12 protein-coding genes are annotated in these 16,358 nt (G+C 47.8%); 4 read left to right on the top strand and 8 right to left on the bottom strand.

Annotated elements, in window-relative coordinates:
• Nucleotides 1-9: 9 nt before the first annotated feature.
• Complete coding sequence (locus D082_RS03265; RefSeq protein ID WP_028946378.1) at nt 10-4,269, top strand: hybrid sensor histidine kinase/response regulator; 4,260 nt, start codon at nt 10-12, stop codon at nt 4,267-4,269.
• A 34-nt stretch (nt 4,270-4,303) separates the two neighbouring features.
• The gene (locus tag D082_RS03260; protein WP_028946377.1) at nt 4,304-4,798 is read left to right on the top strand and encodes a CheW domain-containing protein; all 495 of its coding nucleotides are present in this window, start codon (nt 4,304-4,306) and stop codon (nt 4,796-4,798) included.
• 119 nt (nt 4,799-4,917) lie between these two features.
• On the opposite strand, the gene D082_RS03255 is transcribed toward D082_RS03260, so the two are convergent.
• A complete protein-coding gene (locus D082_RS03255) occupies nt 4,918-5,487 on the bottom strand; it encodes a hypothetical protein (RefSeq protein WP_028946376.1) in 570 nt (189 codons plus the stop codon).
• A gap of 134 nt (nt 5,488-5,621) precedes the next feature.
• Here D082_RS03255 and D082_RS03250 point away from each other — a divergent pair, with 134 nt between their 5' ends.
• A complete protein-coding gene (locus D082_RS03250) occupies nt 5,622-7,784 on the top strand; it encodes an HAD family hydrolase (protein WP_028946375.1) in 2,163 nt (720 codons plus the stop codon).
• 211 nt (nt 7,785-7,995) lie between these two features.
• Here the strand turns inward: D082_RS03250 and psbP are convergent, their stop codons facing one another.
• From psbP to pyrR, 7 genes are all read right to left on the bottom strand, one after another.
• A complete protein-coding gene (gene psbP / locus D082_RS03245; protein ID WP_028946374.1) occupies nt 7,996-8,562 on the bottom strand; it encodes a photosystem II reaction center PsbP in 567 nt (188 codons plus the stop codon).
• Nucleotides 8,563-8,774: 212 nt separating this feature from the next.
• Nucleotides 8,775-8,954: a type II toxin-antitoxin system HicA family toxin gene (locus D082_RS03240; protein WP_028946373.1), complete on the bottom strand. Its 180-nt coding sequence runs from the start codon at nt 8,952-8,954 to the stop codon at nt 8,775-8,777.
• A complete protein-coding gene (locus D082_RS03235) occupies nt 8,951-9,169 on the bottom strand; it encodes a type II toxin-antitoxin system HicB family antitoxin (RefSeq protein ID WP_028946372.1) in 219 nt (72 codons plus the stop codon). The genes D082_RS03240 and D082_RS03235 overlap by 4 nt, the downstream gene beginning before the upstream one ends.
• Before the next feature lie 101 nt (nt 9,170-9,270).
• Nucleotides 9,271-10,830, bottom strand: coding sequence for an RNA-directed DNA polymerase (locus D082_RS03230; RefSeq protein ID WP_028946371.1), 1,560 nt, complete (start codon nt 10,828-10,830; stop codon nt 9,271-9,273).
• Nucleotides 10,831-10,894: 64 nt separating this feature from the next.
• Complete coding sequence (gene carB / locus D082_RS03225) at nt 10,895-14,140, bottom strand: carbamoyl-phosphate synthase large subunit (RefSeq protein WP_028946370.1); 3,246 nt, start codon at nt 14,138-14,140, stop codon at nt 10,895-10,897.
• Between the two features lie 118 nt (nt 14,141-14,258).
• Nucleotides 14,259-14,687, bottom strand: coding sequence for a hypothetical protein (locus D082_RS03220; protein WP_028946369.1), 429 nt, complete (start codon nt 14,685-14,687; stop codon nt 14,259-14,261).
• 13 nt (nt 14,688-14,700) lie between these two features.
• On the bottom strand, nt 14,701-15,237 hold the full coding sequence (pyrR, locus tag D082_RS03215) for a bifunctional pyr operon transcriptional regulator/uracil phosphoribosyltransferase PyrR (protein WP_028946368.1): 537 nt from the start codon (nt 15,235-15,237) through the stop codon (nt 14,701-14,703).
• A gap of 336 nt (nt 15,238-15,573) precedes the next feature.
• Between pyrR and folE the strand changes: the two genes are divergently transcribed.
• On the top strand, nt 15,574-16,278 hold the full coding sequence (gene folE / locus D082_RS03210; RefSeq protein WP_010873633.1) for a GTP cyclohydrolase I FolE: 705 nt from the start codon (nt 15,574-15,576) through the stop codon (nt 16,276-16,278).
• Nucleotides 16,279-16,358: the final 80 nt, after the last annotated feature.

Below are 16,358 nucleotides of genomic sequence, written 5' to 3'. Positions count from 1 at the left end.
GCCCCTGCCATGCTCAACTCCGACATCCGTGACCACGCCTACCAATTTTTCATCGAAGAAGCCCCTGAACTGCTCACCGAAATTGAGTCCACCCTGCTCAGCCTGCGCCAAGGTAGAACCGCCCCCCAAGTCCACACAATCATGCGTGCGGCCCATTCCCTGAAAGGAGGAGCCGCCAGCGTCCAACTGCCCGCCATTCAAGAACTAGCCCACCGTCTCGAAGACATCTTCAAAGCCCTCTACAACGAAGCCGTAGTGGTGGATGAAACCATGGAAGGGCTACTACTGCAAAGCTTTGATTACCTTAAAGGTGCCCTCACTACCCAAATAGCCACGGGGCAATTGGACCACCACCAAGTGTTGGAGCAAGCATTACCACTCATTGGCCAAATCGAAGCTCAACTGGGGGAACATCTAGCGGCGGGGGAACAGTTTTTGCCCAGCTCCGCCGACCTGGGGGTGGACATTGTCTCTTCTCTTTTTGAAGTGGATATTCAAACGGGCCTAGCAGAAATTAGCGCTGCCCTAGCCGGGGGAGATGAAATGGCTCTGCGGCAAACCCTCACTGCCCAAACAGAAGTATTTGCTGGTTTAGCAGAAATTTTGAACCTCCCCGGTTTCAAAGCAATTGCGGCCCTAGTGACCCAGGGTTTGCATTCCCCTACCATTGCGGTAACCCAATTAGCTCCATTGGCCCTAGCGGATTGGCACCACAGTTGTGAACAGGTCTTGGCCCATGGCGATCGCCAACGGGGGGGAGAGCCCAGTCCGGCCTTGATAGCTTTGGTCAACGGAGTAGAAACAGCCGGGGTAGAATTAGGCACAACCGCAGAGTTGGAGTTGCAAACTGTATTTGGTGGTTTTGACGAAGAGACATTGGGGGAAAATAGTGATCCATGGATGGCCATGGCATTTCCTGAGCTGGGGGAAATTCCCACCGTCATCAGCAGTGCTGAGGATAATGTCTTCAGCCAGTTCGATTTAGCGGAGCTGGGGGAGCCCCTCAATGGAGCCGAGGCCGCTATTCCCGCCAGTGATCGCCTGCCCACAGTGGGGCCAGAAAGGGTCAATTTAGAAGAACCAGGCTACCAATTTTTTATCGAAGAAGTACCCACCCTGCTACAGGAAATGGAAACGGGGCTGTTGGCCATTGGCCAAGACCGTTCCGCCGCCGTTGTTCACAGCATCATGCGGGCCGCCCATTCCCTCAAAGGGGGAGCTGCCAGTGTGGGGCTAGAAACCATTAAGGAGATTGCCCATCGGCTCGAAGACATTTTTAAAGCCCTCTACAGTGAAGAAGTGGTAATTGACCAAACCCTGGAAACTTTACTCCTGCAAGGCTTTGACTGTTTGCGTAATCCCCTGGAGCAACAAATCGACCATGGTTACTACGACCCGGAAACGGCCTGGCAAACGGCCCTAGGGCCCATCACCAACCTGGAAGCCCAGCTAGGGGAGCATCTGGTAGCGGGGGAACAGTTTTTGCCCAGCTCCGCAGACTTGGGCGTGGATGTGGTGGCCTCCGTGTTTGAAGTGGATGTTGCCCAGGGCATGGAAGCAGTGCGCCGGGCCCAGCAGGAGGCAAACCGGGAAGAGTTGGAGCAGGTTTTGGGTAGCCAAGCGGAAATTTTTCTGGGACTCGGGGAAATTCTCAATCTACCTGGCTTTAAAGCCATTTGTGAAACCGTACAACGGGCATTGGCCCTTAACCCACAGCAGTTATCCGCCATTGCAGACCAAGCTTTGCTGGATTGGCAAAATAGCTCCGTGCAAGTTCTCCAAAACGGCGATCGCCAACGGGGAGGGGAACCCTCCGCCCCTCTTATGGCTTTGGCTAGTCAAAGTCAGGCCCCATCTAACCCCGTGCCATTGTCCACCGTGCCCAGGCCCCAACGGCTCAGTGAGCTATTTTTTGGTGACGACGATGAAGAGCAAGACAGTCCAACGGAACCCATGGTCCTGGCACCAGAGGAGCCAGTTAATGCCCCAGAACCAGCTTTAGTAGACCCGTTAAGTGAACTGGCAGCGGAACTGAGGTTCGACTCCCTTCCAGAAGAACCCCCGACCCCATCCCTAGAAGAAGTTTTTGGTGGGCTGACTCCAGACAGCGCCATCACCCAAGCAATAATAACCACAGAGCCCGAAACTGACTCCACCACAGAAACCCTGGCCCTAGTCCAAGCTGTGGAAGAAGCTTTTGCTACCCTACCATCCTTGCCAGAACCGCCAGCCCCAGGACCCACAGCGGATGCCCCCGTCCTCACCGATATTCCCCCAGTGCGTCAAGTACCAGAACGGCGGGGTATGCCCAGGGAGAAAAACCCCGCTAACCTTTCCATCCGGGTCGACTTCCAACGCCTGGAGCGGATGAATAATTGGGTCGGGGAACTGGCCATCAACCGCAATAGCCTTTCTTTGCAAAACCAACAGTTGCAGGGCGCTGTGCGCTCTTTGTTGCTCCGTTTTGGCAATTTCCAAGCCATGACCCTCAAACTCAGGCAATTGGCAGATCAATTGGTGGCTTTGCCCGAGGGCGAAGGTCTACTCCGTCCCCGACCCCAACGGACGGATTGGCTCAATGACACCTTCGATGCCCTGGAAATGGATTCCTATGGCTCCCTCTCAGCCCAGTTGCAGGAAATTCTTGAGGAAATGATGCAACTTGAAGAGACCGTGGACGACATTGTCCTCTTTGCCCGGGCCTCCAACCAAACCGTCGATGCCCAAAAGCAAATGCTCTTCTCCCTTCGGGATGAGCTCATGTGGGCTCGTATGTTGCCCCTAGGGGAAATTCTCAACCGTTTTCCCCGCCTCCTCCGGGATATGGCCAGTAAATTCAACAAACCGGTGCAAATCAAGCTCCAGGGCACAGCGGTATTGGTGGATCGTTTAGCCCTCGAAAAACTCTACGATCCTCTCCTGCACCTCCTCCGCAACGCCTTTGACCATGGTATTGAGTCCCGGGAACAACGCCTCGCCGCCGGTAAGCCTGAAACCGGCACCATCGAAATCCATGCTTATCACCAAGGCAACCAGACTGTCATTGAAATGCGGGACGATGGGGGCGGCCTAAACCCCGACAAAATTCTCCAACGGGCCGTGGAACGGGGCCTAGTCACCCAGGAGCAGGGGCAAAGGTTAAGCACAGAACAGGTCCATAGTTTAATTTTTGAGCCCAATTTTTCCACCGCAGATCAGGTGAGCGAACTCTCCGGTCGGGGCGTTGGGCTGGATGTGGTGCGCCAACAATTACAAGCCCTCAAGGGTAACGTGGTGGTTTCTTCCCGGCCTGGGCGGGGTACTGTGTTTTCCCTACGTTTACCTCTGACCCTCACCATTGCCAAGCTGTTAGTCTGCTCAGTGGGCCAGGATAATACCGCCTTAACGGCGATCGCCATTCCTTCTGATAGTGTGGCGGAGTTAATGGTGCCGAGGGCAGACCAGCTCAAAACCAGTGGTGGGCAAAAGTTCCTTTATTGGCAACAGTTAACCATCCCCATCTACCCTCTGGACCAATTGTTGCCGTACCATTGTCCCCTGACTCCCCAGCAGGGTAGTAAACTGCTGACCACTGTCCCTCAACCGGATGGCTGGCATCCGCCCCTAATCATTCTGCGCTTGGGGGACCAGTACTACGCCCTGGAGGTCCATCGTCTAGTGACGGAACAGGAACTGGTAATTAAGCCTTTTTCCTCCCTGTTACCGGCTCCGTCCTATCTTTATGGGGCGACTATCCTAGCCGACGGGACCCTGATTCCAGTGGTCAATGGCGCTCTGCTGTTGGAATGGCACTGGCAGAGGGGTTCTGACCAATTGGCAACGCCGGAGTTATCCTTCTCTGATTCTGAAGATGGAGCTGGGCTAAGGGATGGTACCCACCCGGCCACCATTTTAGTGGTGGACGATTCGGCGGCCCTACGGCGGACTTTGGCTTTCACCCTAGAAAAATCCGGTTATCGAGTTATGCAGGCTAAGGATGGCCAGGAAGCGCTGAAAACTCTAGCCCAAACCAGTGACGTTGATTTAATTATTTGCGACGTGGAAATGCCCAATCTGAATGGGTTTGAGTTCCTAGGACAACGGCGGCGTAATGCCGATATGCTCAAAATTCCGGTGGCCATGCTCACTTCCCGGGGCAGTGATAAGCATCGACAGTTGGCGATGACCCTGGGGGCCAATGCCTATTTCACTAAGCCCTACATTGAGCAACAGTTTCTCATTGCTGTCAATGAGCTGCTTGCCAGTGGTCAATTATCAGCTACCACCTAAAAGTTAAAAGTTATCAGTTACCTGTTTTCATAGTATGGCCATCTCACCCCCCGTTGCCTATTCTGCGGCTAACCCTGGTCAACCTTTTGCTCCCTCGGCTCGACCGGAAAAATTTCTCCTTTTTGCCATTGGGAAACTTAATCTAGCTTTGCCCATTGCCCTAGTGGTGAAAATTTTGCCCCATAGCCCCACCCATGGCACTCGCTTATCCGCCACTGGCTTAGTTAATCTGGAAAATCGCTCCGTCACGATGGTGGATCTCCATCGTCGCTTTTTCGGAGTGCCCCAACCGCCTACAGATAAGGCAAAACAGTATTTTATTCTGACTAAAAACCGTAGTGGGGAGGAATTTTGTCTTTTAGTTAATAATGCTCCCACTCTAATGGACGTGTTACCCCAACAAATTCGACAGTTGCCCGCTTCCTATCGCCAAAATGACACCCTAAAATCTGCTAGCCATGTGATGTTAGTGGAACAAAAACCGGAGAAGTTCACTGTTTTTCTCCTTGATCCCGATCTATTACTTTGAGTTGGTTTATTAGGTTTATAGTTGATTTAATTGAAAGTAAGACACTGACCAGAGCTAAAAGCGTCTTTGGTAAAGATTTTAGTCGTCTCAATCTTACTTTGATTGGCTATATTAGTTGATCACACAGATTTTGTCACGATCGCCTGTAAGTAGGGAGCAATATATTTTCTCCCCCGGAGAATAAAATGGGGAGTAAGCAGAGGGCTAAATTCCCTTTCTACTAAGTCCTGGGCCCATTCCAGGCGATCGCCGCCGTAGGCAATGAACTGGGCAGTGGAGTAAGCGTAATATTCTTGTTTGGCTACTTGATTATTTTGTTTGAAAGCCTGGCGATAAAGCTGGGTTCCTTCTTCAATTAATTGTTCGATCGCCGGGGTAAAGCCAATGATTTTGCCGCTGGGACAGGTGATTTTTTTAAGCTTAATAAAGCCAATTACCGTTTGCATACATTCCCTAGTTTGCTCCACCGATAAACAATGTTCATCCTGGCGGCGGAAAGCCCACTGCAAACAACCATTACAAATTTCCAGTACCCGCAAAACCGCTAAGTTATCTAATTCTTCCCCGGAGATTGCCATTAATCCCGGCAGACGTTGTTCAATTTGTTGCTGAAAACCAGCAAAATCTTCGGCAAAATAGGGCTGTAACTCAGAAATTGCGGCCAGGGCCTGCCAGTTAATATGGATCATGGGGAGTTCGGGGCAGAGATTGCCGGCATTCTAGCAGGACTGGAGCAGGAAATTGATTAATTGGAGGCATTAAAATCGTCCCCGTGGTAACCTGTGGCATCCCTCACCAGTAATTATGGTAATTTGTAAGGCTTATGAACTATTCATCCAAATACATTTTACTAATTAGTGTCCACGGTTTAATTCGGGGAGAAAACCTTGAACTAGGTAGAGATGCGGATACCGGCGGGCAAACTAAGTATGTGCTGGAACTGGCTCGAGCGCTGGTAAAAAATCCCCAGGTGGCTAGGGTGGATTTAATGACCCGTTTAGTTAAAGATCCCAGAGTAGATGCAGATTATGGCCAACCCAGGGAAATAATCGGCGATCGGGCCCAGATTATCCGCATTGAGTGTGGCCCAGAGGAATATATTGCCAAGGAAATGCTCTGGGATTATTTGGACAATTTCGCTGACCATGCCCTGGATTACCTAAAAACACAACCCCAATTGCCCGATGTAATCCATAGCCATTATGCCGATGCGGGTTATGTGGGCACCCGACTTTCCCACCAGCTAGGTATTCCTTTGGTACACACAGGACATTCCCTGGGACGCAGTAAACGCACCCGACTCCTGCTAAGTGGCATCAAAGCCGATGAAATTGAAACCCGCTATAACATGGCCCGCCGGATTAACGCGGAGGAAGAAACCCTGGGGTCAGCGGTAAGGGTAATCACCAGTACCCATCAAGAAATTGCGGAACAGTACGCCCAATACGATTATTACCAGCCAGATCAGATGTTGGTGATTCCCCCGGGCACTGATTTAGAAAAGTTTTATCCCCCCAATGGGAATGAGTGGGAAACGCCCATTGTTCGAGAGTTGAAACGATTTCTCCGGAAGCCCCGTAAGCCTATCATTCTCGCTTTGTCCCGACCGGATCCCCGCAAAAATATCCACACTTTAATTGAAGCCTATGGTCAGTCCCCGGAGTTACAGGCCCGGGCTAACTTGGTTATTGTGGCGGGCAATCGGGACGATATCACAGATTTAGACCAGGGGCCGAGGGAAGTACTGACGGATTTATTGTTGACCATTGATCGTTACGATCTTTACGGCAAAGTAGCTTACCCCAAACAAAATCAGGCGGAAGATGTGTATGCCCTGTTTCGTCTCACTGCTTTGTCCCAGGGGGTGTTTATCAATCCTGCTTTAACGGAACCCTTTGGCTTGACTTTGATTGAGGCGGCGGCCAGTGGGGTGCCCATTGTGGCTACGGAGGATGGGGGCCCAGTGGACATTATTAAAAATTGTCAGAATGGTTATCTGATTAATCCTTTGGATGTAAGGGATATTGCCGATAAGTTATTAACGGTGTTGAACCATGGTGAACAATGGCAAATACTCTCTAACAATGGTTTGGCAGGGGTTAAGCGCCATTATTCTTGGCATTCCCACGTTGAAAGTTACCTAGCGGCCCTCAATGCCCTGGCGCAACAGTCTTCGGTGCTGAAACGCAGTGATTTAAAGCGGCGGCGGACTTTGTACTATAACGGTGCGTTGGTTACCAGTTTGGATCAAAATTTGCTGGGGGCATTACAAGGAGGATTACCTGGCGATCGCCAAACGTTGGATGAGTTGCTGGGGGTGCTGTATCAACACCGTAAAAATGTGGGCTTTTGCATTGCCACTGGGAGAAGATTGGATTCGGTGCTGAAAATTTTGCGGGAGTATCGCATTCCCCAACCAGATATGTTGATCACCAGCATGGGAACCGAGATTTATTCTTCTCCGGATTTGATCCTCGATCAGAGTTGGCGCAATCACATTGATTATTTATGGAATCGCAACGCCATTATGCGTCTTCTGGCCGAATTGCCCGGTTTAACCCTCCAAGCGAAGGAAGAACTCAGCGCCTACAAAATTAGCTATTTCTACGACGCGGCGATCGCCCCTAGCCTAGAAGAGATCCGGCAAATATTACACAAGGGGGAACAGACGGTCAACACAATTATTTCCTTTGGCCAATTTCTGGATATTTTACCCATCCGAGCTTCCAAGGGCTATGCGGTGCGATGGCTGAGTCAGCAATGGAACATTCCCCTAGAGCACGTCTTCACCGCTGGGGGATCGGGAGCTGATGAAGATATGATGCGAGGCAATACCCTTTCTGTTGTCGTAGCCAACCGCCACCACGAAGAGTTGTCAAACCTAGCGGAGATTGAGCCAATTTATTTTTCGGAAAAACGTTATGCTGCCGGTATTTTGGACGGACTGGCCCATTATCGTTTTTTTGAGCTACTGGAGCGGAGCTAGTGCCCAAACTCTACTCGAAATTGGTCTGAACAGGTGGCTATAGGCTGGGCAATCACTGATTACAACTTATAGTTGATTTAATACACTAAACAGAGCCAAAACCGTCTTTGGTAAAAACCTTAGCCGTCCCAATTTTACTTTGATTGGCTATATTTCGGCCTAAGACCGGAAGCATAGTTCAGTCAGCCCAGTCCAACTTATTCAACCCAGTTTAATAAACATGGAAAGAACTGGCCACAGTCTCGAATAAACCCTTAACGGTTTCCCAGCGGTCTTCCGCCGTAGATAAGTCAAATGTAATTAGCTTGCCCCGGTTGGTAGTCACACTGGCCAGGTCGTGGCGTTCCACACTATCCCCCACCAAAACCTTGTACTCTAAGTTGTAGTAAACCTGCCCTTCTTCATTCCTTTCCTCGGCACTGATTAGTTCCGCCTGGCGATCGCCTTGGGAGGCTTCATTGACGGTTTTCATAAAACGGTAACCCACGTCGGTGGCGGACCCTAAATCGGCTAAAGACTTACTGCTGGGGATTTCACTGATAATGACACTTAAATTTTCGTCCCGCTCAATTAAATCCCGAAATACCACATCCACCCCCGGGGAAGCCCCTTTGACATCCACACCGATCCAACCGTTGGGGTAAAGAAACTCATAGCCGTCTTTGGTGTCGCTGTAGCGTTGTAGACTAGCAATGCCTACCCCTCCACAGGCGGTGAGGGTAAAACTGAGCAATAAAACCAACAGAACGACGGTGGTGGATAGGGATTTTTTCAGCATGGGACCAAGGGAAGAACTGGGCAGGAAGGCAACATTAACCCTCTATTACCCATTAAACCCTCAATGGTTGACGAGAAACTAGTGGGGGAATGATTCTCTGGCAAAAAGAGGCCAGAACCCTTACACCGCTTATTCCATTGTCGCAATACTTCCACCAGATTTTGGAATCTAACAAAAAATGGTTGCTTTGTTCTAAATCTAAATGATGAAGACTATTCCGCATTCAAATTTTTGAGTATTTTCTGAGCTAAAAATTCTTTAATTTCTGTATGCCTAGGGACAGCTTCAATAATTCCAGTTTGAGGATTAATCCAAAGAGAGTGGGAAGAACCTTCTCGCTTAAGATAACAACCTGCTTGTCGTAATTTTTTCTCTAATTCTTTACGTTTCATGGAATTAGAATCGTTTCTTCAATAGCCTCTTTGGTTAACCCTCGACGAATATCCTCCAGGCGGTCTTCGACAATCAGTTGAATAGCACTTTTTAAGCTGGCTTTTGCCTCTGCTATGGTGTCACCTTGGCCGTTGGCTCCAGGAATTTCCGGACAAATTGCCCAATATCCCCCTTCTTCAGCGGCTTCAATGATTGCGGTTAGTTCGGCTTTCACTTAAGTTTTCCTCAATGATAAGTAGTGGTAAATTTCAGTTTCCCTACGCTAACATGGCTTGCGGAATTACTGATTATGCTATTCAAATCAAAAAAACATTTTTAACAAGAATTATTCTTTTTCTTTGCCCATTTAGCTAAAACTTTTTCAAAAGGTCTGATCAAGGTACATACATTTTTTATAAAATACTCTTTTTCATCTTGTGGGAAACCAGAAATGGCATACAAGTAAGCATTTTTTTGCCAAGGGTCCATAGATTGATAATTTTCTTTGTAATCTCGAAGCCAATCAAAAGCATAATTTTGTTTCGCAGCCAGTAGAATTTCTCTTCTCACAAATGGGTCACTCGATGCGTATTGTTCAGTTAATTTTGAGAAGTGATTAATATATTCGTTTTTAGTAAAAAGACTTAAAAGAGAAAGTTTTAGATATTCATTTTCCTTAATTTCATCAGAATTTAAGAGAGATAATAATCTTTCTCCAATTTGAATCCATTTATCCTGTTCAATAGATTGCACAGAAGTAAAGTACACACATATATTGGCAAGGCAAGGACTTAAGTTCTCAATTTCTTGTAGTGAAATATCTACGGCACCAGGATGACCTATTTGTGTTAATCTCCGATAAAACCATCGAAGACGAATATAATCCACTTGGTCTTTATCAAGATACTCTTTAATGATCTTTGTAATTATTTCATCAGAAATGGATAGCCAATCCTCGTCATTAATTTGATTGAAAGAAATTGCAAGATAAGGATTACCATCAGAATATTTCCTTATAACTTTTAATATCCTATCTTCATCCGAGGAAATTGGTCTGTCTTCAATCATAGATAAACAGAGCTTTTCAAATTCTTCAGAATTATATATTCTGGTTTTATGCTTTTGAAGTGTTAATCTTTGTTGTTTGTCTAGTGTTGATGCAATGGAATAGGCTAATTGTTTAGCAGAATTTCTGGATTGACAAAAAACAATGATATCATCGGCAAAACGAATGAAGTTAATTCCTTTAGAAACCAAACAGTTATCAATAGGAATCATGGTACTTTCTGCAATTAAATGTAAAGCGTGAGGGCCAATAGGTATTCCACGAGATACTTTTGCTGTTGTTGATCCTATTAAATTAATTATCCATTTTTTTTCTTGATCTGAAAAACCTGACGCAATTAATTGATTTTCTACAGTATGATGATAAATTTGATTATAAAAATCAGCAATATCACAATATAAAACTGTATCAAAATCATTACTTAGCTCGTGTGCGCTTGTCCAGAATTGGTTCCAGGAGGTTTGACTATCATAAAAGCCTGATTGAGAATCTGGTTTAAATCTATAGCTAAATACCTTTTCTTTTGTTAATCTACGATCTTCAATTCCTTGACCATATTGATAGATTAACGCAGAAAGAATAATTGAATCTTGTGGATCTAATTGTGTAGCTTGGCGGTATGCCAATTCATCTTTAGGAACAATAAATCTACGACAAGAACCAGGTTTAAAATGATCTAAATCTAAATTTTGATTCTCAACATATTTTACAAATTCATCCGCCATATTATAAACGGCATCCATTTCCAAAATTTTCGGAAAAAGATCACCATCGGAATGACGATATAAAAAGTTAATTGCCCAATGAATTGAATCACTTGTTAAAGTCATTTTTTATTCTGTTGTATGGGATAAGCTAGGCTTAATCAGCTTAGAATGTCCCAACCATAACAAATTAGCCAAGATAGTCCTGCAATGCTTTCACGTCCAAAGGATGCTCCTGCAAACTACGGATAGCGGCCACAGTGGCTTTTCCTCCGGCGATCGTGGTGATAATTGGTAACTTATAATCCAAGGCGGCCCGGCGGATGGTGCGGCCATCTAACTGGGACTCCTCCCCACTGGGAGTATTGATAATAAATTGAATCCAGCCGTTTTTAATCCAGTCGATGATGTGAGGGCGGCCTTCGTGGAGCTTGAGGATTACTTCTACCCCTTCGATGCCATGGTCTTCCAACACTTTTTGGGTACCGGAGGTAGCCACCACTTTAAAACCGAGATCGATCAAATCTTTAACCACAGGTACGGCGGTCTCTTTGGTGCGATCGCTCATGGAAACAAACACCGTGCCACTGGTGGCCAAAATTACCCCTGCCCCTAATTCTGCTTTGGCAAAGGCCTTACCAAAGTCACTGTCAATGCCCATCACTTCTCCGGTGGAACGCATTTCTGGGCCGAGTAGGGTATCTGCCCCAGGGAACTTACTGAAGGGGAGCACTGCTTCCTTAACTGCTACGTGTTGGGGAATAAATTCCTCCGTTACCCCCAGTTCTTCTAGGGTTTTGCCGGACATGACTAGGGAAGCAATTTTTGCCAAAGGACGGCCGGTGGCCTTGCTCACATAGGGAACTGTACGGGAAGCCCGGGGGTTAGCTTCGAGGATATAAACCTGATCCCCTTGGACAGCATATTGAATATTCATCAAACCCACCACGTTTAAAGCCCTGGCCAATTGTTCGGTCCATTGGCGGATGGTGGTTAGTACGTCATCGGAAAGGCTGGTGTAGGGAATGGAACAGGCGGAATCCCCAGAATGAATGCCCGCTTCTTCGATGTGCTCCATAATACTGCCGATGACCACTTTGCCCGTTTTATCGGTGAGGGAATCCACATCCACTTCGATGGCATTTTCCAAAAATTTGTCGATCAGAATGGGATGATCCGGCTCGATTTGCACTGCATAGGTCATGTACCGTTCCAATTCTTCATCGGAATAGACAATTTCCATGGCTCTTCCTCCCAGCACATAGGAGGGCCGCACCACCACGGGATAGGTAATACGGTTGGCGACAACCCTGGATTCTTCATAATCCCGGGCAATGCCATTGGGGGGTTGATTGATTTCCAATTCGTGGAGAATTTTTTCAAACCGCTCCCGGTCTTCGGCGGTGTCGATGGAGTCGGGGGAAGTGCCCCAGATTTTGGTTTGCACTGGACAGTTAGCACTATTTAAATATTCCTGTAGGGGAACTGCCAGTTTCAGAGGGGTTTGACCGCCGAATTGGATGATGATGCCCACCGGATTTTCCGCTTCGATGATATTTAAAACGTCTTCTTTAGTTAACGGCTCAAAATAAAGGCGATCGCTGGTGTCGTAGTCGGTGGAAACAGTTTCTGGATTGGAGTTGACCATGATCGTTTCATAGCCTGCGTCACTGAGGGAAAAGGCGGCATGGCAACAGCAGTAATCAAACTCAATGCCTTGGCCAATGCGGTTGGGGCCACCACCGAGGATCATTACTTTAGGTTTGTCCGACGGCAATACTTCGCACTCCTCTGGTTCGTAGGTGGAGTAGTAGTAGGGGGTAAAAGCTTCAAATTCCGCCGCACAGGTGTCCACCACTTTATACACGGGAATAATGCCCAGGGATTTACGGTAGGCCCGCACCTCGTCTTCGGTGGTTTTGGTGGCAAAGGCTATCTGGCGATCGCCAAAACCCTGTTGTTTGATGTAGCGCAGATCTTCAGCGGTTAGATCATTGAGGTGCCGCTGTTTCATATATTTTTCGGTTTTGACCAAGTCTTCTAGTTTGTCTAAAAACCAAGGATCGATGGCCGTTAGCTCATGGATTTCCTCCACCGTCATACCCAAATTAAATGCATGGTGCAAGGAAAAAACCCGCTCTGGATTGGGGGTCCGCAACTGGGAGCGTAGGTGGGAAAGGGTGGGCAAGGTTTCATGGCGATCGCAACCGAAGCCGAACCGTCCTGTTTCCAAAGAACGTAGGGCTTTTTGAAAAGATTCTTGGAAAGTACGACCAATGGCCATGGCTTCCCCAACGGATTTCATTTGGGTATTTAAAATCGGCTCTGCTCCGGGGAATTTTTCAAAGGCAAAGCGGGGAATTTTGGTTACCACATAGTCAATGGTGGGTTCAAAGGAAGCCGGGGTTTTCTTAGTGATGTCGTTGGAAATTTCGTTGAGGGTGTAGCCCACTGCTAACTTGGCCGCAAATTTGGCAATGGGAAAACCTGTGGCCTTAGAAGCCAGAGCCGAAGAACGGGAAACCCGAGGATTCATTTCAATAACAATCACATCGCCATTGGCAGGATTGACCGAAAACTGAATATTTGATCCCCCTGTTTCCACGCCAATTTCTCGAATAATGGCAATGGAATAGTCCCGCAGCCGTTGATACTCCTTGTCAGTTAAAGTTTGGGCGGGAGCGACGGTAATGGAATCCCCCGTATGTACCCCCATGGGATCAAAGTTTTCAATGGAGCAGATAATGACCACGTTATCGGCCAAATCCCGCATCACCTCCAGCTCGTATTCCTTCCAGCCCAGCAAAGATTTTTCCACCAAAATTTGGGACATGGGGGACTGATCTAAGCCGTATTGCACCATTTCCTCGTACTCTTCCTGGTTGTAGGCAATGCCGCCCCCCGTACCCGCCAAGGTAAAAGCGGGCCGAATAATTAACGGATAGGAACCAATTTCATGGGCCACCTGCCGAGCTTCTTCGATGCTACTGGCGATGCCAGAAGGACAAACGGGAACCCCAATGCGGGCCATGGCTTGTTTAAATAATTCCCGGTCTTCCCCCATTTCGATCGCCGGCAGTTTGGCCCCAATTAATTCCACCCCATACTTTTCTAGTACCCCGGATTTGGATAAAGATACCGCCAGGTTTAAGGCCGTTTGTCCACCCATGGTGGGTAAAATTGCGTCCGGCCGTTCTTTTTCGATAATCTTTTCGACAATTTCTGGAATCAGCGGCTCAATGTAGGTACGATCCGCCAACTCCGGGTCGGTCATAATCGAAGCGGGATTTGAGTTTACCAACACCACTTCGTAACCTTCTTCTTTCAATGCCTTGCACGCTTGGGTTCCAGAATAGTCAAATTCGCAAGCTTGACCAATAACAATGGGGCCAGCCCCCAAAATCATAATTTTGTTTAAGTCGTTGCGGCGTGGCATAGGTAAAACTGTCCGAGACGTGATGGGGTGTTCGATCCCAATCATTGTATAGGCTTTATCGGCGATCGCCACCCGTTCCCATATCCAGGTTTATTGACCAAAAATCCCGGCTGGAATCCTATTTAATCGCCCCCACAGCCCAGCCAATGCCACAGGCGATCGCCACTAGGCAAGAAGTCTTAAAAGCATTGATGGTGGTGGGTTGTACCTGGGCATCCTCCTTTTCTTCGTCCGTTTGGGCCTGGGCAAATCGACGTTTTTGCAAGGAGAAATAAACCATTTGGGAAACAATGGACAGGGTTAAGGGGAAAAACACCCAACGACTGGCCAAAACCAACGCTGCCCCAGTGGCTAAAGTGAGAATGCTACCCAAAAATAAAAAATAACTCAGCAACCTATCCTGTTTTTTTAAGGCGATCGCCTCTATAGCCCGGTCTAAAAAGAGGGATTCCCGCGCCGCCTGCAGGGTCAAAAATCCACCAAAAATCCAAAACGCACCGAAAAGCCGCAAACAGGATTGCAAGCCAATGACAAAAAAATTCTGCATTTTGAGCTGAAAATTAACCTTTAATTAATTCCACCGTGTCTCGACCATCGGGGTCCTGTAAATAGACCTTTACCTGTTCCTCCGCCGCTGTGGGTAGGGTTTTGCCAACAAAATCAGGGTGGATGGGCAATTCCCGGTGCCCCCGGTCCACCAAAGTTAGTAAACGAATTACCTGGGGCCGACCATACTCCGTCACCGCATTGAGGGCCGCTCGGATAGTGCGACCTTTATAGATCACGTCATCCACCAACACAACCCTTTTGCCAGTCAAACTGAGGGGAATTTTTGTTTTAGCCGGGGTGCGGGTTTTGATCCTTTTCAAATCATCCCGGTAGAGGGTCACATCGATCGCCCCGACGGGTACTTTAACTTGTTCCAACATTTCAATTTGCTGGGCAAGCTGATGGGCGAGGGGCACCCCCCTAGTGTAGATCCCCAATAGAACCAATTCCGACAGGTCACTATTTCTTTCAATTACCTGGGAAGCGAGACGGGTAAGGGTACGCCGAATCTCCTCCGGGGAAAGAATTTCAATGATCTGGGCCGCCATGGCTCACCACCTGCACCAATGCCAAAAAGTTGTCCTGTCACTGACACTGTAACAGGGGAAAGTCTCCTCTGTTTACCCTGCCAGGCAGTGGAGGCATGGTATGATTTAGAACATCGATTGTTACATTTCTTAATGAATTCCTAATCTTTATTGCTCTAGCCCCGGAGTTGGCCTCCAGGGGTCATCTGGCTTGACTGTGATTATGACCCATAATCCAGACCCGTCGGCGATGCGGAGGTCTTTTACGGATACAATTTTAGAGACTGCATCATTCGATACAATCAAGGCGCTTGGGGCATTAGGACTAAAAAATATCCCCATAACCTCTAGTTTATTGTGACCATTGCTTCTTCCCATTCCATCAATAACGGCATGAACACCGGCAAATTAGTGAATCAGCTTTCCTCCCTACCTGACCGTAATACCCACAATGGGCAAGAGGTAAAATATCATCCCGAAAATGTTGAGTTAAATAAAGAAAAAATGATGGACGCCGTGCGCGTCATGCTGGAGTCGGTGGGGGAAGATCCGGAGCGGGAAGGACTGCTAAAAACCCCCAAACGGGTAGCGGAAGCGATGCAGTTTTTGACCCAGGGTTATGATCAATCCTTGGAAAAGTTGGTTAATGGCGCCATTTTTGACGAAGGTCATAACGAAATGGTGTTGGTGCGGGACATTGATTTTTTCAGTTTGTGTGAACATCACATGTTGCCTTTTATGGGTAAGGCCCATTTGGCTTATATTCCCAACCAAAAAGTAGTGGGACTGAGCAAATTAGCCCGCATTGTGGAAATGTTTTCCCGCCGTCTCCAGGTACAGGAGCGCCTTACCAGACAGATTGCTGAGGCAGTGCAGGAAATCCTCGATCCCCAAGGAGTAGCAGTGGTGATGGAAGCCACCCACATGTGCATGGTAATGCGGGGAGTACAAAAACCCGGTTCCTGGACAGTGACCAGTGCCATGATTGGTTCTTTCCAAAATGAGCAGAAAACCAGAGAAGAGTTCTTAAACTTGATCCGCCATCAACCTAATTTCTATTAATTGTTTCCTGGGGAGAATTCGCTAAAACCCATCTGAGTGGTTAGGGTTTTGGTAGAAACGTTCGGTAATCGATCTCAGAT

This window comes from Synechocystis sp. PCC 6714 (assembly GCF_000478825.2).
GTDB lineage: Bacteria > Cyanobacteriota > Cyanobacteriia > Cyanobacteriales > Microcystaceae > Synechocystis.
This window is presented reverse-complemented; position numbering and strand designations above follow the sequence as displayed.